The sequence below is a fragment of the Pseudomonas sp. LBUM1671 genome, assembly GCF_059695685.1.
Map to the genome: position 1 here is coordinate 2,796,969 of NZ_CP166782.1, position 23,793 is coordinate 2,820,761.

A 23,793-nucleotide genomic window follows, 5' to 3' on the forward strand; every position below is an offset into this window, starting at 1 on the left:
TCCGCATGCTCATAGCGTCGCTGATTTTTCTGCTGACCATCACCTTGGTGATCTGGCAACCCAAAGGCCTGGGTGTTGGCTGGAGTGCGACATTCGGCGCCGTGCTGGCGCTGATTTTCGGGGTGGTGCACCTGGGTGACATTCCAATCGTGTGGCAGATCATCTGGAACGCCACCGGCACTTTCGTGGCGCTGATCATCATCAGTCTGCTGTTGGATGAGGCAGGGTTCTTTGCCTGGGCAGCCTTGCATGTGGCCCGTTGGGGGCGAGGCAGCGGACGCAAGCTCTTTGCTTATATGGTGTTGCTCGGGGCACTGGTGTCCGCGTTGTTCGCCAATGACGGCGCCGCACTGATTCTGACGCCCATCGTGATTTCCATGCTGCTGGCGTTGCGCTTTTCCCCGGCGGCGACCCTGGCATTCGTGATGGGTGCCGGGTTCATTGCCGACACCGCGAGCCTGCCGCTGGTGGTGTCTAACCTGGTGAACATCGTTTCGGCGGACTTCTTCAATATCACCTTCAACCGTTACGCGGCGGTCATGATTCCGGTCAACTTCGTCAGTGTTGCCGCCACGCTGGCGATGCTGATGTGGTTTTTCCGTCGCGACATTCCCAAGGCTTACGACCCCGAACAACTTGAGCATCCGTCGACCGCAATCCACGACAAGGCGACGTTTTATGCGGGTTGGGCGGTGCTGGTGATTCTTCTGCTCGGCTGCTTTGCCCTTGAGCCATTGGGCATTCCGATCAGCGCCATTTCCGCCGTGTGTGCCGCATTGCTGCTGGCCATCGCCGCCCGTGGCCACAAGATCTCCACGCGCAAGGTGATGAAAGAAGCGCCGTGGCAGATCGTGATTTTCTCGCTGGGCATGTACCTGGTGGTGTATGGCCTGCGCAATGCCGGGCTCACCGGGTATCTGGCGGGGTGGCTGGACGGGTTCGCCCAATACGGCATTTGGGGCGCGGCCATGGGCACGGGCGTGCTGACGGCGCTGTTGTCGTCGATGATGAACAACCTGCCGACGGTGTTGATTGGCTTGCTGTCGATCGATGCGAGCCAGGCCACCGGGGTGGTGAAGGAAGCGATGATTTATGCCAACGTCATTGGCAGCGACCTGGGGCCGAAAATCACGCCGATCGGCAGCCTGGCGACGTTGTTGTGGTTGCACGTGCTGCAACGCAAGAATATTCAGATTGGCTGGGGGTATTACTTCAAGGTCGGGATTGTGTTGACGGTGCCGGTATTGTTGGTGACGTTGGCGGCTTTGGCGTTGCGGTTATCCATTTAGATCGAGGTGGCCTCATCGCGAGCAAGCTCGCTCCCACAGGATTTGTCGAATGCAAACTCGGCGAACGACACAAGACCTGTGGGAGCGGGCTTGCCCGCGATGAGGCCAGTCCAGACACCACAAATATCACCCACTACCCGGCACATTCGGCCAAAGATCCGCCACCAGAAACAACCGCTCCGCTTCCTCCCAGTCCCCGTCTGCATTCTCGATCAGCCGCACCATCAGTTGCGCCGGGGCCAAAGGCTCCAGATCACTGAGCCACGCTTTCAGCTGCGCCGTGTTCCAGGTCTGATCCACCGGATAATGCGCCGGCGCCAGCCAGGCATGGCGGGGCAGGGGTTGCCAACGGCCGAACGGGCGTTGCACGACAAAATCGGCCCAATCCTTCTGATGCAACCAGCTGCCGCGCAAATGCTGCGGATGCGCGCCGTTGGGTGGTTCGGCTTGTCCTGGCCACGGATACAACAGATAGCCGCCCAGCCACAGATGCGCGCTGAACTGCTGAATATCCAGCGCCGCCAGCACCTCGCGACTCTCGGGGCGAGCGGAAATCGGCAATTGATGCTGGGTCAAATGCGCCAGTTTACGATCCAACCGGTCATGGCAACCCGGCCCCAGCCACTGCGCCGTGTCGCGTCCGTCACCGTTCTGCGGCCCCAGATAAAGTTTGATCGCCAGTTCCAGGTGATGCACACCGTCGCGATCGCGCAGCAGCATATCCAGCTCGCCCAGCGTATGGCCTTCGCGGCGGATCGGCATGTTGGCGGCAATCAAATCGATCCCCGGCGCATGGCGCACGGCGTATTGCCACAGCCGTTCGTAATACAAGCCCAGTCGCCGCGTCCTGGCCTGCGCCAGCCAGTGCAGCAAGTCATAACTGTCCCGGTCCAGTTGCCGAAGCCAAAGCTCCAGCCGTTCCGGTGCCTGCACCCAGTCACTGCCGGCCAGCGGGTGACGCTGCGGCCACGGCGTCTCGTCGAGCATCGGCGGCGCGAGGATGACCCAGGCCAGGTCGCGCACTTCGGGGTGGCGCAACTGGTGGGGTAACTGGAGCAAATCGGGAAATAGGATCATCTTGCGAGCATAGCCCTAAACATGAGTACACCCTTGTGGCTGAAAGGATTTTGTCTATCCCGCGCTTTCGCCCATAATCGTGTTTTTCACCGTCGCGCAGGAACCTCATGGAGCAATTTCGTAATATCGGCATCATCGGTCGCCTGGGCAGTTCGCAGGTGCTGGATACCGTCCGCCGACTGAAACGGTTTCTGCTCGATCGTCACCTGCACGTGATCCTCGAAGACACCATCGCCGAAGTCCTGCCCGGTCATGGCCTGCAAACCTCGTCACGCAAGATGCTCGGTGAAGTATGTGACATGGTGATTGTGGTCGGCGGTGACGGCAGCCTGCTGGGCGCCGCGCGTGCCTTGGCCCGACACAATATCCCCGTACTCGGCATCAACCGCGGCAGCCTCGGTTTCCTGACCGATATTCGCCCGGATGAGCTGGAAGTCAAAGTCGCCGAAGTGCTCGACGGCCACTACCTGGTGGAAAACCGCTTCCTGCTGCAAGCCGAAGTTCGCCGCCACGCCGAGGCCATTGGCCAGGGCGACGCGCTGAACGACGTGGTGCTGCACCCCGGCAAATCCACGCGGATGATCGAATTCGAGCTGTACATCGACGGCCAGTTCGTCTGCAGCCAGAAGGCCGACGGCCTGATCGTCGCCACGCCCACTGGTTCGACCGCTTACGCGCTGTCGGCGGGCGGGCCGATCATGCATCCCAAGCTCGACGCTATTGTGATTGTGCCGATGTACCCCCATACCTTGTCGGGTAGACCGATTGTGGTCGATGGCAACAGTGAGCTGAAAATCGTCGTGTCCAAAGATATGCAGATTTACCCGCAAGTCTCCTGTGACGGGCAGAACCATTTCACCTGCGCCCCAGGCGACACCATCACCATCAGCAAAAAAGCCCAGAAACTGCGGCTGATTCACCCGCTCGACCACAACTACTATGAGGTCTGCCGGACCAAGCTTGGCTGGGGCAGCCGGTTGGGTGGTGGAGGCGACTGATGCTCGATCCCGCGCGTAGCTACGACCTGATCGGTGACGTGCACGGTTGCGCTCTGACCCTTGAGCACTTGCTCGACCGGCTCGGTTATCACAAACAAGGTGGCGTCTGGCGGCATCCATCGCGCATGGCGGTGTTTGTCGGTGACATCATCGACCGCGGCCCGCGGATTCGCGAGGCGCTGCACATCGTTCACGACATGGTCGAGGCCGGTCAGGCGCTGTGCATCATGGGCAACCATGAATTCAACGCCCTCGGCTGGGCCACGCCGGCGCCGCCGGGCAGCGGCAAGCAGTTCGTGCGCGAACACACGCCACGCCACGCACGCCTGCTCGGTGAAACCCTGACCCAGTTTGAAGATCATCCCGGCGACTGGCATGACTTCCAGCAATGGTTCTACGAATTGCCATTGTTTGTGGACGCCGGACGATTCCGCGTGGTGCACGCCTGCTGGGATTCCGGCCTGATCGAACCGCTGCGCGCGCTGTTCCCCGACGGTTGCGTCGATGAGCATTTCCTCCAGGCCTCGGCCGTGCCGGGCAGTTTCGCCTGCACGGTATTCGATCGCTTGCTGCGCGGCACCGACATGCGTCTGCCCCACGGGTTGACCATGACCAGCGGCGATGGCCTGACGCGTTCGTTCTTCCGCACCAAATTCTGGGAAGACGACCCGCAAACCTACGGAGACATTGTGTTCCAGCCTGACGCCTTGCCCGAACCCGTGGCCCAGACGCCCCTGTCGTCCACGGAAAAAAACACCTTGCTGCGTTATGGCGTCGATGAGCCGCTGCTGTTTGTCGGTCACTACTGGCGCAGCGGCAAGCCGGCACCGATTCGTCCGAACCTGGCCTGCCTGGATTACAGCGCGGTGCTCTACGGCAAACTGGTCGCCTATCGCCTGGATCAGGAAACCCGTCTCGATCCGCACAAATTTGTCTGGGTCGATGTCGAGCGGCCGGAGGTGTTGCGATGAGTACCGTTGCTGTTCTACGCCTGCCGCTGGCAGTGGATTTGAGCGGGTTCGTCAAACTGCTGCAACGCATGCAGGTGCCGCATCGGGTCAGCGAAGAGTCCGGCGAGCAGGTGCTGTGGGTGCCGGCCAATATCAGCGAAGACGTGCGTTCCTTATATGAACGTTTCCCGGCGGGCGACCCTGATCAGCAGCTGGATATTCCCGTCGCACAAACCACCAGGCGACCCGGTTTCGTCGAGCAACTGCGCCACGCCAAGGCGACTGCGCTGGTGTTGCTGCTGAGTCTGATCGTTGGTGCGGTGACGCTGCTGGGTGAAAATCTCGACACGCTGCGCTGGCTGACCTTTCTCGATTTTCGCATCGTCGGCGAGTACATCCATTTTGTTCCCCTGGCTGACAGCCTGGCGGCGGGGCAGTGGTGGCGTCTGGTGACGCCGATGCTGATCCATTTCGGCATCCTGCACCTGGCCATGAACGGCATGTGGTACTGGGAGCTGGGCCGGCGCATTGAGTCGCGCCAGGGCAGCATCAACCTGATCGGCCTGACCTTGCTCTTCAGCCTGGTGTCCAACTACACCCAGTTCGTTTTCAGCGGCCCGACCCTGTTCGGCGGGTTGTCCGGGGTGCTTTACGGCCTGCTCGGGCATTGCTGGATTTTCCAGTTGTTGTCGCCGAACCCGGCTTATCGCCTGCCGCGTGGCGTGCTGGTGATGATGCTGGTGTGGCTAGTGGTGTGCCTGTCGGGGCTGGTCTCGATGATCGGTTTCGGTGAAATCGCCAACGCGGCCCATGTCAGCGGGTTGCTCGTCGGATGCTTGACCGGTTTGTTGGGTGGTTTGTACAACCGCCGTAAACTGGCCGTCTAATCAGTTATGTATTAAAGAGCGGAGCCCTTGATGTCCTCTTTTAACGAAATGATCCAGAACATCACCCCCGATATCTACCAGAGCCTGAAACTGGCAGTGGAGATCGGCAAATGGTCCGACGGTGGCAAACTCACCGCCGAGCAGCGTGAACTGTCGTTGCAAGCGATGATCGCCTGGGAAATCCAGAACCTGCCCGAGGAAGAACGTACCGGCTACATGGGCCCGCAGGAATGCAGCTCGAAGTCGATCAGCGTGCCAAATATCCTGTTCAAGTCGGATGCCGTCCATTGATTGAGATTGGCCGCGGTGCAATCAGCAAAATGTCGGCGCGCCTTGACGGGCCGGACGTGCAGTACGCGTTTCGTCTGGATGACGTCGAGGTACCGGTCAATCCATTGATCGGCTCCACGGTGCGTCTGGAATACCTGGGGGCGATCCATTGCTCCCATTGCGGGCGCAAGACCAAAACCAGTTTCAGTCAGGGTTATTGCTATCCGTGCATGACCAAACTGGCACAGTGTGACCTCTGCATCATGAGCCCGGAGCGGTGCCATTACGATGCTGGCACCTGCCGTGAGCCAGAGTGGGGCGAGAAGTTCTGCATGACCGATCACATTGTGTATCTGTCGAATTCATCCGGGGTGAAAGTGGGGATTACCCGCGCCACGCAGTTGCCGACTCGATGGATCGACCAGGGTGCCCGTCAGGCCTTGCCGATCATGCGCGTCTCGACCCGTCAGCAGTCGGGGTTCGTCGAAGACCTGTTCCGCAGTCAGGTGGCGGACAAGACCAACTGGCGTGCTTTGCTCAAGGGCGACGCGGTGTCGGTGAACCTGGCTGAGGTTCGCGATCAGTTGTTCGACAGCTGCGCCGAAGGTTTGCAAGGTTTGCAGGAACGATTCGGCCTACAAGCGATCCAGACTATTGCCGATGTAGACGTCCTCGAAATCCGCTATCCGGTCGAGCAATACCCGGCCAAAATCGTCAGCTTCAACCTGGACAAGAATCCGATTGCCGAAGGCACGCTGTTGGGGATCAAGGGCCAATACCTGATTTTCGACACCGGCGTCATCAATATTCGTAAGTACACGGCTTATCAGCTCGCCGTGCATCAGTAAGGACTCCAGCATGCGCACCGAACAACCGAAGATGATTTACCTGAAGGACTATCAGGCGCCCGAGTACCTGATCGACGAGACGCACCTGACCTTCGAGTTGTTCGAGGACCACAGCCTGGTCCATGCGCAACTGGTGATGCGCCGCAATCCCGAGCGCGGCCCGGGCCTGCCGCCGCTGGTGCTGGATGGCCAGCAACTCGAACTGCTGTCGGTCACCCTGGCTGACCGCGAGTTGAGCGACGCCGATTATCAGCTGACCGAAAACCACCTGACCCTGCACCCGACCAGCACCACCTTCACGGTCGATACCAGCGTCAGGATCCACCCGGAAACCAACACTGCGCTGGAAGGTTTGTACAAATCCGGCACGATGTTCTGCACCCAGTGCGAGGCCGAAGGCTTCCGCAAGATCACTTATTACCTCGACCGCCCGGACGTGATGAGTACGTTCACCACCACGGTGGTCGCCGAGCAGCACAGCTATCCAGTGTTGCTGTCCAACGGCAACCCGATTGCCTCAGGTCCTGGTGAAGAGGGCCGGCACTGGGCGACCTGGGAGGACCCGTTCAAGAAACCGGCGTACCTGTTCGCGCTGGTGGCCGGTGACTTGTGGTGCGTCGAAGACACCTTCACCACCATGAGCGAACGCTCGGTGGCGCTGCGCATTTACGTCGAGCCGGAAAACATCGACAAATGCCAGCACGCCATGAACAGCCTTAAGAAGTCGATGCGCTGGGACGAAGAGGTCTACGGTCGCGAGTACGATCTGGACATCTTCATGATCGTCGCGGTCAACGACTTCAACATGGGCGCGATGGAGAACAAAGGTCTCAACATCTTCAACTCCAGCGCCGTGCTGGCCCGCGCCGAAACCGCGACCGACGCTGCGCACCAGCGTGTCGAAGCGATCGTCGCTCACGAATACTTCCACAACTGGTCGGGCAACCGCGTGACCTGCCGCGACTGGTTCCAGTTGTCGCTCAAGGAAGGCTTCACCGTGTTCCGCGATTCGGGCTTCTCTGCCGACATGAACTCGGCCACCGTGAAGCGCATCCAGGACGTGGCGTACCTGCGTACTCACCAGTTCGCCGAAGACGCAGGTCCGATGGCTCACGCCGTGCGCCCGGACAGCTTCATCGAGATTTCCAACTTCTATACCCTGACCGTGTACGAAAAGGGTTCGGAAGTGGTCGGCATGATCCACACCTTGCTCGGCGCCGAAGGCTTCCGCAAAGGCAGCGACCTGTACTTCGAACGTCATGACGGCCAGGCCGTGACCTGCGACGACTTCATCAAGGCCATGGAAGATGCCAACGGTGTCGACCTGACCCAGTTCAAACGCTGGTACAGCCAGGCCGGCACGCCGCGTCTGGCGGTGAGCGAGTCTTACGACGCCGCCGCGAAAACCTACAGCCTGACTTTCCGCCAGAGCTGCCCGGCGACCCCGGACAAGGTTGAAAAACTGCCGTTCGTGATTCCTGTGGAATTGGGCCTGCTGGATTCGAAAGGTGCGGCCATTGCGTTGCGTCTTTCCGGTGAAGACCGTGATCAGGGCACCTCGCGGGTCATTTCGGTGACCGAAGCCGAGCAGACCTTCACTTTCGTCGACATCGCTGAACAGCCACTGCCATCGTTGCTGCGCGGCTTCTCGGCACCGGTGAAACTGAGCTTCCCGTACAACCGCGATCAGCTGATGTTCCTGATGCAGCATGACAGCGACGGTTTCAACCGCTGGGATGCCGGTCAGCAATTGTCGGTGCAGGTGCTGCAAGAGCTGATCGCTCAGCAGCAGAAGGGCGAGAAACTGGTGCTGGATCAGCGCCTGATTTCGGCCTTGCGCACCGTGCTGTCCGACGAGACGCTGGACCAGGCGATGGTGGCGGAAATGCTTTCCCTGCCGGGCGAGGCGTACCTGACTGAAATCAGCGAAGTGGCAGACGTCGATGCCATCCATTTCGCTCGCGAGTTTGCCCGTAAGCAATTGGCTGAAGGTTTGTTCGAAGCGCTGTGGCTGCGTTATCAGGCCAACCGCGATCTGTCGAAGAAAACCCCGTACGTGGCCGAGGCCGAGCACTTCGCCCGCCGCGCGTTGCAGAACATTGCGTTGTCTTACCTGATGCTCAGCGGCAAGCCGGAAGTGTTGGCTGCCACTCTTGAGCAGTTTGAGACTAGCGACAATATGACCGAGCGCCTGACGGCCTTGGCGGTGTTGGTCAACTCTTCATTCGAAGAGGATAAAGCCAAGGCACTGGGGAATTTTGCCGAGCACTTCAAGGACAATCCGCTGGTCATGGATCAGTGGTTCAGTGTCCAGGCGGGCAGCACGTTGCCAGGTGGTCTGGAACGTGTTCGTCAGTTGATGGAACATCCGGCGTTCAATATCAAGAACCCGAACAAGGTGCGGGCGCTGGTCGGTGCGTTTGCCGGGCAGAATCTGATCAACTTCCATGCGGCTGACGGTTCCGGGTATCGTTTCCTGGCGGATCTGGTGATTGAGTTGAACGGGTTTAACCCGCAGATCGCCTCTCGCCAACTGGCGCCGTTGACTCGCTGGCGCAAATACGACGATGCGCGTCAGGCGTTGATGAAGGGTGAGTTGGAGCGGATTCGTGCTTCGGGTCAGCTGTCCAGCGATGTGTTTGAGGTGGTCAGCAAGAGCCTGGCCTGAGTCTGGCGATGCTCCCTCAGGGTTCACTTGGGCCCTGTGGGAGCTGGCTTGCCAGCGATGGCGGCCTTCGGGCCGACCATGTTGTGGTTGACCGGGTACATATCCATTCCTGCGGTTACGGCGGCTGGCGGTTTCGCCCTTACGGCGACTCACTTTTTTTTCAAACGCCAAAAAAAAGTAAGCAAAAAAAGGCTCGCCCCGAGCGTCCGGCCCCTCGCCTAGGCTCGGCGTACCTTCGCTCCGGTATCCATCCGGGGACACTGCCCTCCGGTCTGCTTCGCGACGACCTACATGCAGCGTGTTCGACTGCGTCGAACGGCGCTTCGCGCCACTTCCCGGATGAACACCTCCACTCAGCCTCCCGAAGGGGCGGGCAGATCAAGATCAAAAGCTGAAGGCGAGCTAACGCTCGGCCTGATGAGTGGTGAGAAGCGGAAGGCGCACGTCGGTCCATTGTGGGAGCTGGCCTGCCAGCGATGGCGGCCTGACAGCCGACCTGTTCTTGCGGATGTACGCAAGCTTCTAGATGGCTATGATCCTTTTGGCTTTGGCTTTGGCTTTGGCTTTGGCTTTGGCTTTGGCTTTGGCTTTGGCTTTGGCTTTGGCTTTGGCTTTGGCTTTGGCTTTGGCTTTTGACGTTGATCTTGATCTTGATCTTGATCTTGATCTCTCGCCCCTTCGGCAGGCCGAGCGTAGGTGTTCATCAGGGGGTTAGGCGCGTAGCGCCGTGCGGCGAAGCCGCACACATCGAGAGGAGGTCGTCGCGAAGCAGACCGTAGGCGATGCCCCCTGATGGACACCGTAGCGAGGGAACGCGGAGCCTCAGCGAGGCGCCGTACGCCGGGGCGAAGCCTTTTGCTTACTTTTCGGCGTCTGGAAAAGTGAGTCGCTGTAAGAGCGAAACCATAAGTCGCCGTTACCGAAGAAACGGATATGTACACCGAACACCGAACACCGAACACCGAACACCAAAGAAACCCCAATCACCCCACCTGATACCCAATCATTCACCCAAACCGCATTCCGCCCCAGTTAACAAAACATAACGTGGCGTCGATTGTCAGACCTTTCCAAACCCCGATAGGATAAGCCAGCTTCCGAAGGGGCTCTAGATTGCGCATTTCAGGACTATGCTCCAGAACAGGCAATCCCGATGGGACCCCTTACGGCGCCCTGAAAGGTTGAACGACCTAACAATAATAATGGGGGAAGGTCTATGAGTGAGCCTGTCATGGGTGTGGGTATTTGCCGCCCGCCGGCATTACGCAAGTTCGCGTTGCTGGCCACAGCGCTCTCGCTGTTGGGTTGTGCCGTGCTGTCGGCACCTGCGTTGGCCGCTGCGGCGCCAGCGTCCGACATTGTTTATGCCGTTGAATCTGCCAAAGCCAGCAAGAGCCTGATGCTCGACGTCGTGCACGCCGGCAAGCGCCTGGTGGCGGTCGGGGATCGCGGGCACATTCTGTATTCCGATGACCAGGGCGCGACCTGGACCCAGGCCAAGGTGCCCACCCGGCAACTGCTGACGTCGGTGTTTTTCGTCGATGACAAACATGGCTGGGCCGTCGGCCATGACGCACAGATCCTCGCCAGCGAGGACGGTGGCGTCACCTGGACCAAGCAATTCGAAGACCTGAAACGCGAATCGCCGCTGCTCGACGTCTGGTTCCAGGACGTCAACAGCGGCTTTGCCGTGGGCGCCTACGGTGCGTTGATGGCCACCACTGACGGTGGCAAGCACTGGGAAGATGTCAGCGATCGTCTCGACAACGAAGACCAGTACCACCTCAACGGCATTGCAGCGGTCAAGGATGCCGGGCTGTTCATCGTCGGCGAGCAGGGCAGCATGTTCCGCTCCGTCGACTGGGGCCAGACCTGGGAAAAGCTTGAAGGCCCGTACGAAGGTTCGCTGTTCGGCGTGATCGGCACGGCTCAAGCCAACACGCTGCTGGCCTACGGGTTGCGCGGCAATCTGTTTCGCTCCACCGATTTCGGCACCACCTGGGAGCCGGTCGAGCTCAAGGCTGCGCGAGGTGCGCTGGAATTTGGCCTGTCCGGCGCAACGCTGCTCGACGACGGCTCTATCGTGATCGTCGGCAACGGCGGCTCGGTGATCCGCAGCAACGACAACGGCGAAACCTTCAGCGTATTCAACCGTCCGGATCGTATATCCGTTTCGGCAGTGACGGCAGCAGGCAACGGCAATCTGATCCTGGCAGGACAGGGCGGCGTTCGCGTCACCTCGCTAACCGGCGCCAGCGCCGAGAATGGCAAAAACGGGTCGTCCCAATGAGCCGGGCAAATAATAAGAAGGCGGGTCTATGACATCCTTGAGCAGTCATCATCAAGACAAGGCGACGTTTCTTGAGCGCCTGATTTTCAACAACCGCCCGGCAGTGATCGTCATCTGCCTGCTGGTCAGCATCTTCCTGTTCTGGCAGGCGACGCTGATCCGGCCGTCCACCAGTTTCGAAAAAATGATTCCCCTGGATCATCCCTTCATTCAAAAGATGATGGAACACCGTAACGATCTGGCGAACCTGGGCAACACGGTGCGCATTTCCGTTGAAGCCACCGATGGTGACATTTTCTCCAAGGAGTACATGGAGACCCTGCGTCAGATCAACGACGAGGTGTTCTACATTTCCGGCGTCGACCGTTCCGGCCTCAAGTCGCTGTGGAGCCCGAGCGTACGCTGGACCGAGGTGACGGAGGAGGGCTTCGCCGGTGGCGAAGTGATCCCGCAGAGCTACAACGGCTCCCAGCAAAGCCTCGACCTGCTGCGCAACAACGTGCTCAAGTCCGGTCAGGTCGGGCGTCTGGTGGCCAACGACTTCAAGTCGAGCATCGTCGACATCCCGCTGTTGGAGTCCTACCCGGACCCGCAGGACCAGGGCAAGTTGCTGGCACTGGATTACCGCAAGTTCTCCCACGAGCTGGAAGAAAAGATCCGCGACAAGTTTGAAGCGCAGAACCCTAACGTGCAGATCCACATCGTCGGTTTCGCCAAGAAAGTCGGCGACCTGATTGATGGTCTGGTCATGGTGGTGATGTTCTTCGGCGTCGCCTTCATCATCACCCTGATCCTGCTGTACTGGTTCACCAACTGCATGCGCAGCACCGTGGCGGTGTTGAGTACGACGCTGGTGGCGGTGGTCTGGCAGCTGGGCTTGATGCACTTCTTTGGTTTCGGGCTTGATCCGTATTCGATGCTGGTGCCGTTCCTGATCTTCGCCATCGGTATTTCCCATGGCGTGCAGAAGATCAACGGCATCGCCTTGCAGTCCAGCGAAGCGGACAACGCCTTGACTGCCGCACGACGCACGTTCCGTCAGCTGTTCCTGCCGGGGATGATCGCGATCCTCGCGGACGCCGTGGGCTTCATCACGCTGCTGATCATCGACATCGGTGTGATTCGCGAGCTGGCCATCGGCGCCTCCATTGGTGTGGCGGTGATCGTGTTCACCAACCTGATCCTGCTGCCGGTGGCGATCTCCTACGTCGGCATCAGCAAGCGCGCCGTCGAACGCAGCAAGAAAGACGCACACCGCGAACACCCGTTCTGGCGCCTGCTGTCGGGCTTTGCCAGCCCGAAAGTCGCACCGGTGTCGATCGTCCTGGCCTTGTTGGCCTTTGGTGGCGGCCTCTGGTACAGCCAGAACCTGAAGATCGGCGACCTTGACCAAGGTGCTCCGGAGCTTCGTCCTGACTCGCGCTACAACAAGGACAACAACTTCATCATCAGCAACTACTCCACCAGCTCCGACGTGTTGGTGGTAATGGTCAAGACCAAGTCCGAAGGCTGCTCGCGCTACGAAGCCATGGCGCCGATCGACGAGCTGATGTGGAAGATGCAGAACACCGAGGGCGTGCAGTCGGCGATTTCCCTGGTGACTGTATCCAAGCAGATGATCAAGGGCATGAACGAGGGCAACCTGAAATGGGAAACCCTGTCGCGCAACCCTGACGTCCTGAACAACTCCATCGCCCGTGCCGATGGCTTGTACAACAACAGCTGCTCCCTGGCGCCGGTGCTGGTGTTCCTCAATGACCACAAGGCCGCAACGCTGGACCGCGCGGTGCATGCGGTGCAGGACTTCGCCAAGGAAAACAACAAGGACGGCCTGGAATTCATCCTCGCGGCGGGTAACGCCGGCATCGAGGCGGCCACTAACGAGGTGATCAAGGAATCCGAGCTGACCATCCTGATCCTCGTCTACATCTGCGTCGCTACCATGTGCATGATCACCTTCCGCTCCTGGGCGGCGACCTTGTGCATCGTGCTGCCGCTGGTGCTGACCTCGGTACTCGGCAACGCCCTGATGGCCTTCATGGGCATCGGCGTGAAAGTCGCGACCTTGCCGGTGGTGGCGCTGGGGGTAGGGATTGGCGTGGACTACGGCATCTACATCTATAGCCGTCTGGAAACCTTCCTGCGTGCGGGCCTGCCGTTGCAAGAAGCCTACTACCAGACGCTGAAGTCCACCGGTAAAGCCGTGCTGTTCACCGGCCTGTGCCTGGCGATCGGCGTGTGCACCTGGATCTTCTCGGCCATCAAGTTCCAGGCTGACATGGGCCTGATGCTGACCTTTATGCTGCTGTGGAACATGTTCGGCGCATTGTGGCTGTTGCCAGCGCTGGCGCGGTTCCTGATCAAGCCGGAGAAACTGGCGGGGCAGAAGGGCAACTCGTTGTTCGCTCACTGATCCCTGGCTGAAACAAAAAAGCCGCAACCCTGGTTGCGGCTTTTTTTCATCTGAAGATTCACACCGGCCCCTGTGGGAGCGAGCCTGCTCGCGATGGCGGTCTACCAGCCAACATCAATGTTGAATGTGAAATTGCCATCGCGAGCAGGCTCGCTCCCACATTGGAGTTGTGGTGTTAGGAGGGATCGGTGCCCAGCACGACGTTCAGCGCGCTGCGCGCATCATCAAGCTGTACGAGGGTCGCATGCCGCGCACCCAGCGCATCACGGTTTTCGATCGCAGTGAGGATCGCCTTGTGCCGAGGCAGCGCCAGTTCATGCAGGTTCGGCCGCTGGTTGGAATGCTTCAGCGCTTCAGCAATCGCCACCGACAGCATGTTGCACAGGTTGGCCAACAGGTCGTTGTGGGTCGCGTCGGCAATGCGGCTGTGGAAATCCAGGTCGGGCTGCAACAGCGCTTCAGGCGTCGGCGCGGCTTCCATGCGCTGGTAGGCTTCGCCGATGGAGGCGATGTCGGCGTCGGTGGCGAATTGCGCAGCGAGGGCGGCGGCAGCGGGTTCGATGATGCTGCGCACGCTGGTCAGCAAATCGAAGAATTCATTTTGCGGGCTGCTTTGCATCAGCCAGTGCAACACATCCGGATCGAGCATGTGCCATTCCTTGCGCTGCTTGACCACGGTGCCGACCCGGGGGCGGGAATACACCAGGCCTTTGGCAACCAGCACGCGGGTGGCTTCGCGCAGCACCGGGCGGCTGACCGCGTACTCCTCGCACAGCAGGGCTTCGGCGGGCAGTTTGTCACACGGCTTGAAGCGTCCGGAAACGATCTGCATGCCCAGTTCCTGGACGATGCGCGAGTGCATGCTTTTGCGGTCGGAGGGTTTGCGGTAATCCATGGGGAACGGCGCGATCCTGTGCGATGGAGATGCCGCGCATGATAGCAGGCGCGGCGCAATCTTGAGGCAAGTGCAAATCAATGTGGGAGCGGGCTTGCTCGCGAAGGCGGTGTGTCAGTCAACAAAAATGCTGAATGCACTACCGCTTTCGCGAGCAAGCCCGCTCCCACAGGGGACTGATGTGATTAGTGGGAGTGGCGGGGCACTTCGGAGCCGCGGCAGCCGACCAGGAAGTCGAAATCGCAACCCTGATCCGCTTGCAGCACATGGTCGATGTACAGCTGGCGATAACCGCCCACGATCAGATTTTGCGGCGGTTGCAGATCAGCCATGCGCGCCGCCAGTTCCGCATCCGGAATATCCAGGTGCAAACGCCCGTTGGCGCAATCTAGCTCAATCCAGTCGCCTTCCTTCACCGTCGCCAAAGGCCCGCCGGCCGCTGCTTCCGGGGCAACGTGCAAAACCACCGTGCCGTACGCCGTGCCGCTCATGCGTGCGTCGGAAATGCGCACCATGTCCGTCACGCCCTGAGCCAGCAGCTTGGCCGGCAAGCCCATGTTGCCGACTTCAGCCATGCCCGGATAACCCTTCGGCCCGCAGTTCTTCATCACCAGAATCGAGTTGGCATCGACGTCCAGTTCCGGATCGTTGATCCGCGCCTTGTACATGTCGAAGTTCTCGAACACCACGGCACGCCCGCGATGTTGCATCAGTTCGGCACTGGCGGCGGAAGGTTTGAGCACCGCACCGAGTGGCGCGAGGTTGCCGCGCAGCACGCAGATGCCGCCGTCGGCGCGGATCGGGTTGTCGAGGGTGCGGATCACTTCGTCCTGACCATAGATCGGCGCGTCCTTGGTGTTCTCGCCGAGGGTCTTGCCGTTGACGGTCAGAGCGTCCGGGTTCGGAATCAGATTGGCTTCACCGAGGCGGCGCAGCACGGCAGGCAGGCCGCCGGCGTAGTAGAACTCTTCCATCAGGAAACGCCCGGACGGTTGCAGGTCGACGATGGTCGGCATGCCGCGGCCAATGCGGGTCCAGTCGTCCAGGTCCAGTTCGACGCCGATGCGACCGGCGATGGCTTTCAGGTGGATCACGGCGTTGGTCGAGCCACCGATGGCGGCGTTCACGCGAATGGCGTTTTCGAAAGCTTCCTTGGTCAGGATCTTCGACAGCCGCAGATCTTCGCGGACCATCTCCACCGCGCGCATGCCGGACATGTGCGCCAACACATAACGCCGTGCATCCACTGCGGGAATCGCCGCGTTGTGTGGCAGGGAAGTGCCCAGTGCTTCGGCCATGCAGGCCATAGTCGATGCGGTGCCCATGGTGTTGCAGGTGCCGGCCGAACGGGACATGCCGCCCTCGGCCGCGAGGAAATCGTCAATGGTGATGGTGCCGGCTTTCACTTGTTCGCTGAGCTGCCAGACCACGGTGCCGGAACCAATGTCCTGGCCTTTGTGCTTGCCGTTGAGCATCGGCCCGCCGGTGACGACGATCGCCGGCACGTCGCAACTGGCCGCGCCCATCAGCAGTGCCGGGGTGGTTTTGTCGCAACCGGTCAGCAGGACCACGCCATCAATCGGGTTGCCACGAATCGCTTCTTCAACGTCCATGCTCGCCAGGTTGCGGGTGAGCATGGCGGTGGGGCGCAGGTTGGATTCGCCGTTGGAGAACACCGGGAATTCCACTGGAAAACCACCGGCCTCGATCACGCCGCGTTTGACGTGTTCCGCGATCTGGCGGAAATGCGCGTTGCACGGGGTCAGTTCCGACCAGGTGTTGCAGATGCCGATGATCGGCTTGCCGTGGAACTGGTGGTCGGCGATGCCCTGATTCTTCATCCAGCTGCGGTACATGAAGCCGTTCTTGTCGGCGGTGCCAAACCATTGGGCGGAACGCAGGTTGGGTTTCTTATCAGACATGATCGATTCTCTTATTGTATGACTATATTGTTCGAGCTAAGGCGTAACATAAGCTCAAATTTGCCGATTTGGAAGTGTTGTTGGGTAATTAGTATTACTATATAGTCGCTTTCAACGGAGGGATGGCCCTGGCTGTTTTCAGCGAGAGGCGTCCCCCGAGGTTCTATAAAAACAACAATCGGAGACCGATCTCATGAGCCAGGAACTGCGGCTTATTCGTCGCATCACGCTGAAACTGATTCCCTTCCTGATCCTGCTGTACCTGATCGCCTATGTGGATCGCTCCGCCGTAGGGTTCGCCAAGCTGCACATGGGCGCCGACATTGGCTTGGGTGACGCGGCTTATGGCCTTGGAGCAGGGTTGTTCTTCATTGGCTACTTCTTGCTGGAAATCCCCAGCAACCTGATGCTCGACCGCTTCGGCGCCCGGCGCTGGTTTGCGCGGATCATGGTCACCTGGGGCGCCATCACCATCGGCATGGCCTTCGTCCAGGGGCCGCACAGCTTCTATGTCATGCGCTTCCTGCTCGGCGCGGCCGAAGCCGGGTTCTTCCCGGGCGTCCTCTACTACATCACCCAATGGTTCCCGGTTCGCCATCGCGGCAAGATCCTCGGGCTGTTCATCCTGTCCCAACCTATCGCGATGATGATCACCGGCCCGGTGTCCGGCGGCTTGCTCGGCATGGACGGCATCCTCGGTCTGCATGGCTGGCAGTGGCTGTTCATTGTCATCGGCACCCCGGCGATCCTGCTGACTTGGCCAGTGCTGCGTTACCTGCCGGATGGTCCGCAACAGGTGAAATGGATGGACCAGGCCGAGAAAGACTGGCTGACCGGTGAGCTGAAAAAAGACCTGGAAGAATACGGCCAAACCCGTCACGGCAATCCGCTGCACGCCCTGAAAGACAAACGCGTGTTGCTGCTGGCGCTGTTTTATCTGCCGGTGACCTTGAGCATCTATGGCCTGGGCCTGTGGTTGCCGACGTTGATCAAACAGTTTGGTGGCACGGATCTGGTGACCGGTTTCGTGTCATCGGTGCCGTACATCTTCGGGATTGTGGGGTTGCTGATCATCCCGCGCAGTTCCGACCGCTTGAATGATCGCTACGGCCATTTGGCGGTGCTTTACGTGCTGGGTGCTATCGGTCTGTTCCTCAGCGCCTGGCTGACGGTGCCGGTGCTGCAACTCGCGGCGTTGTGCCTGGTGGCGTTTGCGTTGTTTTCCTGCACCGCGGTGTTCTGGACCTTGCCCGGTCGTTTCTTTGCCGGGGCGAGTGCGGCGGCGGGGATTGCGTTGATCAACTCCGTGGGCAATCTGGGTGGCTACATCGGTCCGTTCGTGATCGGCGCGCTGAAGGAATACACCGGCAACCTGGCTTCGGGGCTGTATTTCCTGTCGGGGGTGATGGTGTTCGGGCTGGTGTTGACTGGCGTGGTGTATCGGTTGCTGGAGCGCAAGCATGTGCTGGCAGCGGATCAGTTTGCAGCCAGCGCTCGCGGCGCGACCCGTACCTGAGGATGTACACCGATCAACTGTGGGAGCGAGCCTGCTCGCGATGACGGACTGACATTCAACGCTGATGTCGGATGTGACGGCCTCATCGCGAGCAGGCTCGCTCCCACAGGGAACAGCGGTGATTTGAATAGACAGGAGAATTTCATGCGTTTGGTTCAATTCGAGTTAAGTAACGGCGAGCGTCGGGTGGGCGTGGTCGAGGAGGGGCTGATCCGCGAAGTGCAGGACGCGCGAACGGTGCGGGACCTGGCTCTGGCGGCGATCGAGGCGGGCGTCAATCTTGAGCAGCAGGTAAAAACCCTGGGTCTGGGCATCAGCCATGACTACGCGGACCTGCTGGCCCAACTGCGAATCCTGCCACCGCTGGATCACCCGGACCCGGCGCACATGCTGGTCAGCGGCACCGGCCTGACCCATCTGGGCAGCGCTTCGGCCCGCGACAAAATGCACCAACAGGCCGGCGACGAAGCCGCGATGACCGACACCATGCGCATTTTCAAATGGGGCGTGGAGGGCGGTAAGCCGGCGGCTGGTCAGGCCGGCGTGCAACCGGAGTGGTTTTACAAGGGTGACGGCAGCATCGTCGTGCGTCCGGGTCAACCGTTCCCGCTACCGCCGTTTGCCGAAGACGCGGGTGAAGAGCCTGAACTCAGTGGTCTCTACGTCATCGGCCACGACGGCAAGCCGTATCGCCTCGGTTTTGCGGTGGGCAACGAGTTTTCCGATCACGTCATGGAGCGCAAGAATTACCTCTACCTCGCACACTCGAAACTGCGCAGTTGCAGCTACGGTCCGGAGCTGCGCGTCGGCGAACTGCCGCAGCATCTGGCCGGCACCAGTCGCATCCTGCGTGACGGTGAAGTGCTGTGGCAGAACGAGTTCCTCAGCGGCGAGGCCAACATGTGCCACAGCCTGGAAAACCTCGAGTACCACCATTTCAAGTACAGCCAGTTCCTGCGTCCGGGGGACGTGCACATTCATTTCTTCGGCACCGCGACCCTGTCCTTTGCCGACGGCATTCGCACCCGGCCGGGTGACGTGTTCGAGATCAGCCAGGCCGAGTTCGGCGCACCGTTGATCAACGGGATTGCACCGGTTGAAGCAGTGTTCGAACCCGGCACCGTCGGCACCCTTTAAGGAGACACCCATGACCCAGATTCTCGGTCACAACTACATCGGCGGCCAGCGCAGCGCTGCCGGCAGCATCAAAATGCAGAGCGTCGACGCTAGCACCGGCGAGGCTTTACCTCATGATTTCTTCCAGGCGACACCTGAAGAAGTCGATGCCGCCGCCAAGGCTGCCGCCGCCGCTTACCCGGCCTATCGCAGCCTGAGCGCGGAACGTCGTGCGCAGTTTCTCGATGCGGTTGCCGATGAACTCGACGCCCTGGGCGATGACTTTGTCGCCGTGGTCTGCCGCGAAACTGCGTTACCTGCCGGACGTATTCAAGGCGAGCGTGGGCGTACCAGCGCACAGATGCGACTCTTCGCCAAAGTACTGCGTCGCGGCGATTTCTACGGCGCGCGAATCGATCAGGCATTGCCGGATCGCCAACCGCTGCCCCGTCCGGACCTGCGCCAATACCGAATCGGCCTCGGGCCTGTCGCCGTGTTCGGCGCGAGCAACTTTCCGTTGGCCTTCTCCACCGCAGGCGGTGATACCGCGTCGGCGCTGGCCGCCGGTTGCCCGGTGGTGTTCAAGGCTCACGGTGGCCACATGGCCACCGCTGAACAGGTGGCTGATGCGTTGATTCGCGCGGCGGAAAAAACCGGCATGCCGGCCGGGGTGTTCAACATGATCTACGGCGGCGGAGTCGGCGAAGCGCTGGTCAAGCACCCGGCGATTCAGGCGGTCGGTTTCACCGGTTCGCTGAAGGGTGGTCGTGCGTTGTGCGACATGGCCGCCGCGCGTCCACAACCCATCCCGGTGTTCGCCGAGATGTCGAGCATCAACCCGGTGATCGTGTTGCCCCAGGCACTGGACGCTCGGGCCGACACCGTCGCCCGTGACCTGACCGCTTCGGTGGTTCAGGGTTGCGGACAGTTCTGCACCAATCCCGGTCTGGTGATCGGTATTCGCTCGCCGCAGTTCACCGCGTTCGTGCAACAGGTGGCCGGGTTCATCGGAGATCAGCCGGCGCAGACGATGCTCAACGCCGGAACCTTGAGCAGCTATGGCAAAGGCCTGCAAAAACTCCTCGCTCACCCGGGCATCGAGCACCTGGCTGGCAATCCGCAGCAAGGCAATCAGGCGCAACCGCAGTTGTTCAAAGCCGATGTCAGCCTGTTGATCAATGGCGATGAAGTGCTGCAGGAAGAAGTGTTCGGCCCGACCACGGTGTTCGTCGAAGTGGTGGATCAGACGCAACTCAGTGCCGCATTGAACGGCCTGCACGGGCAGCTGACGGCGACGATCATTGGTGAACCGGCGGACTTCGAACAGTTCAGCGAGTTGACGGCATTGCTTGAGCAAAAGGTCGGGCGGATCCTGCTCAATGGCTATCCGACGGGTGTTGAAGTCTGTGATTCGATGGTCCACGGCGGGCCGTATCCAGCGACTTCCGATGCGCGTGGCACGTCGGTGGGCACGTTGGCGATTGATCGGTTCCTGCGTCCGGTGTGCTTCCAGAACTATCCGGACAGCCTGTTGCCGGAACCGTTGAAGAACGCCAATCCACTGCGCATTCAGCGCCTGGTGGACGGCAAGCCATCCCGCGACGCCCTCTAACGGCCAAGCACACAACCCCTGTGGGAGCGGGCTTGCTCGCGAAGGCGGTGTATCAGTCAATACATGTGTCGACTGACACTCCGCCTTCGCGAGCAAACCCGCTCCCACATTTGTCCTGCGTTGTGTCCGAGTTTTGTGGTCGGCGCTAGGGCGCTGCCACATTGAGCTATCATTGCGTCTTTCCATTCAAAGATTGACTGCCATGACTGCCGCAACCGACACCTTGCTCGCCACCCTCGAACACTGCGATATGGTGGAAATCGACGGGCTGCACGCCTTCGAATTCTCCCTCGATGAAGACGACAATCTGCACATCGAGCTCCTCGACGGCCGTGTGTCCAAGCACTGGGAGTTCACCCCGGCCGAGGTCGAGGCCGCAACCTTCGATCCAACCCTGCAAAGCTGGTTGATCACCGGAGCTTCCGGCGAGCACCGGTTGGTGTGCATGACCGCGTTCCGCGGTGATGACGACGAGGAAGCAGGGAATGAGGATGCATAAGCTCTGGCCACTGTTGATGGCCGGCAGCCTCGGCGCGATGGGCATTGAGGTGGCATCGGCCGACGAGTATCAGTTGCTGGTCGGTTCGTACACGGCGGGGCAGAGCCAGGGGATTTATCGCCTGAACTTCGACAGCGACACCGGGCAGATCAACCCTATGCCGTTGCAAGTGGTCACCAGTGAAAACCCGTCGTGGATGACAGTGTCCAAAGATCAGCAGCGCCTGTTCGTGGTCAACGAAAATGGCCCGGGCCAGAAAGACCCGGTCGGGCGCGTCAGCAGTTATGCGATCGACCCCAAGACCCATGCACTGAGCCTGATCAATCAGGTGCAGAGCCTGGGCAACGAGCCGACGCACTCAAGCCTCAGCGGTGACGCCAGCCATCTGTTCGTCAGCAATTATTCCGTGGTTGAAGACCCGGGTGGCACCCTGGCGGTGTTGCCCGTGGGCACCGATGGCAAGCTCAAGTCTGTGGTGCAGATGAGCAGTCACCCGTCGAGCCGGGTCAATCCCGAGCGGCAGATGTCGGCGCATGTGCATTCGACGGTTTCGTCGCCGGACGGCAAGTTTGTATTCTCCAATGACCTGGGCGCCGACAAGATCTTTGTCTACCGCTTCGATCCCAAGGCTAATCCGGAGCTGCCGTTGACTGCCGCCCCACTGGCGTCGGTCCAGTTGCCAGCCGGAAGCGGGCCGCGTCATTTGTTGTTCAGCGCCGATGGCAAACATGCCTGGCTGACCATGGAAATGAGCGCGCAGGTTGCGGTGTTCGATCACCAGAACGGCAAGCTTGAGCAAACCCAGATGGTTGATCTGGCGGCGGGGCAGCCCACGTCCGACAAGGCCGCTGCTGCGCTGCACGCATCGGCCGATGGCAAGTTCCTGTACGTCAGCAACCGTGGCACTGCCAATCAGTTGCTGGTATTTGCCATTGATCCTGCGAGCGGGCATCTCAAGGAGCTGCAGCGTCGTTCGGTGGAAGGTGATCACCCGCGCGAGTTCAGCCTCGACCCGAGCGGCAAGTTTTTGCTGATTGCCAATCAGAAGAGCAACCAGATTGTCGTGGTCGAGCGCGATGCCAAGAGCGGTCTGCTGGGTAAAACCGTGCAGAAACTGCCGATGGATGCCCCGAGCGACCTCAAGTTCCTGGTGCGTCAATAGGCCGCAGGCCCCGGTTGATGGGGCCTGCATCCTTGTATTAATGAGACTGATATCTGCTAATGCTACAAAAGATTTCAAGGCGTCAACCTCGAAGGTTAAGTTTGCTTCACGGCCCCACCGGGCAAGCAAGCCAACTGAATCCGAGGAATACCGCCATGAACTTCAATCTCTTTTCCATCATCGCCGCATCCGCCATCTCTGCCACCGTTGCTCTGCCAGCCAGCGCCAACGTTGAAATCAGCGACAAAAAATCCCACGCCCAGAGCTACACCCAGAAATACCTGCAACAGAGCGCCAACTTCTACGCGGCACTGGATCACAAGACCCAAGCCTGAAATTCAAGCCCTGCACCTTTTATGCAGGAGCGAAGTCACTTGCGTCGATCGGGCTGAGAAGCATCGAGAAACCTGAGTGATGTCGCTCCTGCATAACGCGTTTACGACAGCATCACATTGCCATCAATCAACGGCTTGATATCACATGGCTATTGCGTTTAGATTTGACGCTGAGTTTTTGACTCCTTTTCCAATAACAAGGATCGACAGCATGGCGATGCGTCTGGCAGTGGTTCTTCTGTTTCTGTATTCCGCCCCCATTCTTTCGGCTGCCCAGCCCGTTCCAGACGAGCCGGATGCGGCCCGCGAGCGCTTGATGAGTTTTATTGAAGACTGAAATAGACTGGCTTAATGATTAATGAAGCTGATGGTTACTATGGAAAACCCTGAGTGGTTGTCACAGCTTTTTTGATCGATTCTGTGGGCTCTGAAACATGCCCACGGAGAACACCATGGCCAGCTCAATCATCACTTCTGCCAAATACGGCGCCTACCTGGCCATAGGTCTTTACGTGGCCCTGGTACTGGTCGTCAGCATTTCGGCGCAATCGCAGCACACGTTTGAAGCACCCGTTCAGGTCGCTTATCCCGCCATCCAGTTCGAACACCGCGCTCAAAACGTGGTGGTCGATCACGAAGACTTGGCGGGAGCGGCAGGGGCATGAAAGGGGGCAAACTCTGGGTCATCGCCTTCCTGGCGTTCATGACCAATGGCTCTTCCCTGTTGGGGATAGGGCAGGGCTCGGCGGGTTCCGTTGCACGGTCCATCGAAGCCAATCACAACCTTGCGCGTAATATTGAAACCGCAAAAGCTCTGGGCTTGCTGGCCGGCAATCCGCCCATGAAACGGCAAGACGATTTCTTCGGGCCGTTCCAGGTTGATTGCTCCGTTCTGGAAATGTGCGAGGTGTTCGCCTAAGAGCTGCAGGCCAGAGAGATCCATTGTGGCGAGGGGGCTTGCCCCCGTTCGGCTGCGAAGCAGTCGTCAATCCTGCAAACTCTATGCACCTGAAGAAATGTAGGGTGCCGCTTCGCGGCCCAACGGG

The 23,793-nt window shown here is 59.9% G+C and carries 22 protein-coding genes; 19 read left to right on the forward strand and 3 right to left on the reverse strand.

What is annotated here, in order from left to right; translation table 11 throughout:
- Nucleotides 1-5 precede the first annotated feature (5 nt).
- Nucleotides 6-1,289, forward strand: a complete 1,284-nt coding sequence (locus tag ACA060_RS13005; protein ID WP_109630559.1) for an arsenic transporter — start codon at nucleotides 6-8, stop codon at nucleotides 1,287-1,289.
- Nucleotides 1,290-1,415: 126 nt separating this feature from the next.
- Here ACA060_RS13005 and ACA060_RS13010 read toward each other — a convergent pair whose 3' ends face one another.
- Nucleotides 1,416-2,366: a DUF1853 family protein gene (locus tag ACA060_RS13010; protein ID WP_109630561.1), complete on the reverse strand. Its 951-nt coding sequence runs from the start codon at nucleotides 2,364-2,366 to the stop codon at nucleotides 1,416-1,418.
- Between the two features lie 107 nt (nucleotides 2,367-2,473).
- Here ACA060_RS13010 and ACA060_RS13015 point away from each other — a divergent pair, with 107 nt between their 5' ends.
- The 9 genes from ACA060_RS13015 to ACA060_RS13055 all read left to right on the forward strand — a co-directional run bounded on the left by ACA060_RS13015 (nucleotide 2,474) and on the right by ACA060_RS13055 (nucleotide 13,690).
- On the forward strand, nucleotides 2,474-3,364 hold the full coding sequence (locus ACA060_RS13015) for an NAD(+) kinase (protein ID WP_010459816.1): 891 nt from the start codon (nucleotides 2,474-2,476) through the stop codon (nucleotides 3,362-3,364).
- The gene (locus tag ACA060_RS13020; protein WP_371922079.1) at nucleotides 3,361-4,335 is read left to right on the forward strand and encodes a metallophosphoesterase; all 975 of its coding nucleotides are present in this window, start codon (nucleotides 3,361-3,363) and stop codon (nucleotides 4,333-4,335) included. Before ACA060_RS13015 ends, ACA060_RS13020 begins: the two co-directional genes overlap by 4 nt.
- Entirely contained in the window at nucleotides 4,332-5,201 is an 870-nt protein-coding gene (locus ACA060_RS13025; protein WP_109630566.1) for a rhomboid family intramembrane serine protease, read from the forward strand. Before ACA060_RS13020 ends, ACA060_RS13025 begins: the two co-directional genes overlap by 4 nt.
- Nucleotides 5,202-5,231: 30 nt before the next feature.
- A complete protein-coding gene (locus ACA060_RS13030) occupies nucleotides 5,232-5,492 on the forward strand; it encodes a YeaC family protein (protein ID WP_090183249.1) in 261 nt (86 codons plus the stop codon).
- Nucleotides 5,489-6,319 (forward strand): DUF2797 domain-containing protein, encoded by an 831-nt coding sequence (locus ACA060_RS13035; protein WP_461959140.1) that lies wholly within the window; start codon nucleotides 5,489-5,491, stop codon nucleotides 6,317-6,319. Before ACA060_RS13030 ends, ACA060_RS13035 begins: the two co-directional genes overlap by 4 nt.
- A gap of 10 nt (nucleotides 6,320-6,329) precedes the next feature.
- Nucleotides 6,330-8,987, forward strand: a complete 2,658-nt coding sequence (gene pepN, locus ACA060_RS13040; protein ID WP_497317718.1) for an aminopeptidase N — start codon at nucleotides 6,330-6,332, stop codon at nucleotides 8,985-8,987.
- Nucleotides 8,988-9,326: 339 nt separating this feature from the next.
- On the forward strand, nucleotides 9,327-9,623 hold the full coding sequence (locus ACA060_RS13045; RefSeq protein WP_497317720.1) for a hypothetical protein: 297 nt from the start codon (nucleotides 9,327-9,329) through the stop codon (nucleotides 9,621-9,623).
- Between the two features lie 580 nt (nucleotides 9,624-10,203).
- Nucleotides 10,204-11,277, forward strand: coding sequence for a WD40/YVTN/BNR-like repeat-containing protein (locus ACA060_RS13050; RefSeq protein WP_497317722.1), 1,074 nt, complete (start codon nucleotides 10,204-10,206; stop codon nucleotides 11,275-11,277).
- Nucleotides 11,278-11,305: 28 nt separating this feature from the next.
- Nucleotides 11,306-13,690, forward strand: coding sequence for an efflux RND transporter permease subunit (locus ACA060_RS13055; RefSeq protein WP_109630581.1), 2,385 nt, complete (start codon nucleotides 11,306-11,308; stop codon nucleotides 13,688-13,690).
- A gap of 175 nt (nucleotides 13,691-13,865) precedes the next feature.
- Here ACA060_RS13055 and ACA060_RS13060 read toward each other — a convergent pair whose 3' ends face one another.
- Complete coding sequence (locus tag ACA060_RS13060; RefSeq protein WP_094467649.1) at nucleotides 13,866-14,585, reverse strand: FadR/GntR family transcriptional regulator; 720 nt, start codon at nucleotides 14,583-14,585, stop codon at nucleotides 13,866-13,868.
- A gap of 185 nt (nucleotides 14,586-14,770) precedes the next feature.
- A complete protein-coding gene (locus tag ACA060_RS13065; protein WP_109630584.1) occupies nucleotides 14,771-16,507 on the reverse strand; it encodes an IlvD/Edd family dehydratase in 1,737 nt (578 codons plus the stop codon).
- A 193-nt stretch (nucleotides 16,508-16,700) separates the two neighbouring features.
- Between ACA060_RS13065 and ACA060_RS13070 the strand changes: the two genes are divergently transcribed.
- The 9 genes from ACA060_RS13070 (at nucleotide 16,701) to ACA060_RS13110 (ending at nucleotide 23,666) form a co-directional block, all read left to right on the forward strand.
- The gene (locus ACA060_RS13070) at nucleotides 16,701-18,023 is read left to right on the forward strand and encodes an MFS transporter (protein ID WP_109630587.1); all 1,323 of its coding nucleotides are present in this window, start codon (nucleotides 16,701-16,703) and stop codon (nucleotides 18,021-18,023) included.
- Nucleotides 18,024-18,167: 144 nt separating this feature from the next.
- Nucleotides 18,168-19,160: an AraD1 family protein gene (gene araD1 / locus ACA060_RS13075; protein WP_497317725.1), complete on the forward strand. Its 993-nt coding sequence runs from the start codon at nucleotides 18,168-18,170 to the stop codon at nucleotides 19,158-19,160.
- A 10-nt stretch (nucleotides 19,161-19,170) separates the two neighbouring features.
- Nucleotides 19,171-20,751 carry an aldehyde dehydrogenase (NADP(+)) gene (locus ACA060_RS13080; RefSeq protein ID WP_497317727.1) on the forward strand — a complete coding sequence of 527 codons (1,581 nt, stop codon included), beginning with the start codon at nucleotides 19,171-19,173 and terminating at the stop codon, nucleotides 20,749-20,751.
- 202 nt (nucleotides 20,752-20,953) lie between these two features.
- Nucleotides 20,954-21,250 (forward strand): DUF5629 family protein, encoded by a 297-nt coding sequence (locus ACA060_RS13085; RefSeq protein ID WP_497317729.1) that lies wholly within the window; start codon nucleotides 20,954-20,956, stop codon nucleotides 21,248-21,250.
- The gene (locus ACA060_RS13090) at nucleotides 21,237-22,412 is read left to right on the forward strand and encodes a lactonase family protein (protein WP_497317731.1); all 1,176 of its coding nucleotides are present in this window, start codon (nucleotides 21,237-21,239) and stop codon (nucleotides 22,410-22,412) included. The genes ACA060_RS13085 and ACA060_RS13090 overlap by 14 nt, the downstream gene beginning before the upstream one ends.
- Before the next feature lie 155 nt (nucleotides 22,413-22,567).
- Entirely contained in the window at nucleotides 22,568-22,747 is a 180-nt protein-coding gene (locus ACA060_RS13095; RefSeq protein WP_010459844.1) for a hypothetical protein, read from the forward strand.
- Between the two features lie 211 nt (nucleotides 22,748-22,958).
- Nucleotides 22,959-23,084, forward strand: a complete 126-nt coding sequence (locus tag ACA060_RS13100) for a hypothetical protein (protein WP_497317733.1) — start codon at nucleotides 22,959-22,961, stop codon at nucleotides 23,082-23,084.
- A gap of 115 nt (nucleotides 23,085-23,199) precedes the next feature.
- Entirely contained in the window at nucleotides 23,200-23,412 is a 213-nt protein-coding gene (locus tag ACA060_RS13105) for a hypothetical protein (protein WP_109630599.1), read from the forward strand.
- The gene (locus ACA060_RS13110) at nucleotides 23,409-23,666 is read left to right on the forward strand and encodes a hypothetical protein (protein ID WP_109630600.1); all 258 of its coding nucleotides are present in this window, start codon (nucleotides 23,409-23,411) and stop codon (nucleotides 23,664-23,666) included. The genes ACA060_RS13105 and ACA060_RS13110 overlap by 4 nt, the downstream gene beginning before the upstream one ends.
- The last annotated feature ends 127 nt before the right edge of the window (nucleotides 23,667-23,793 follow it).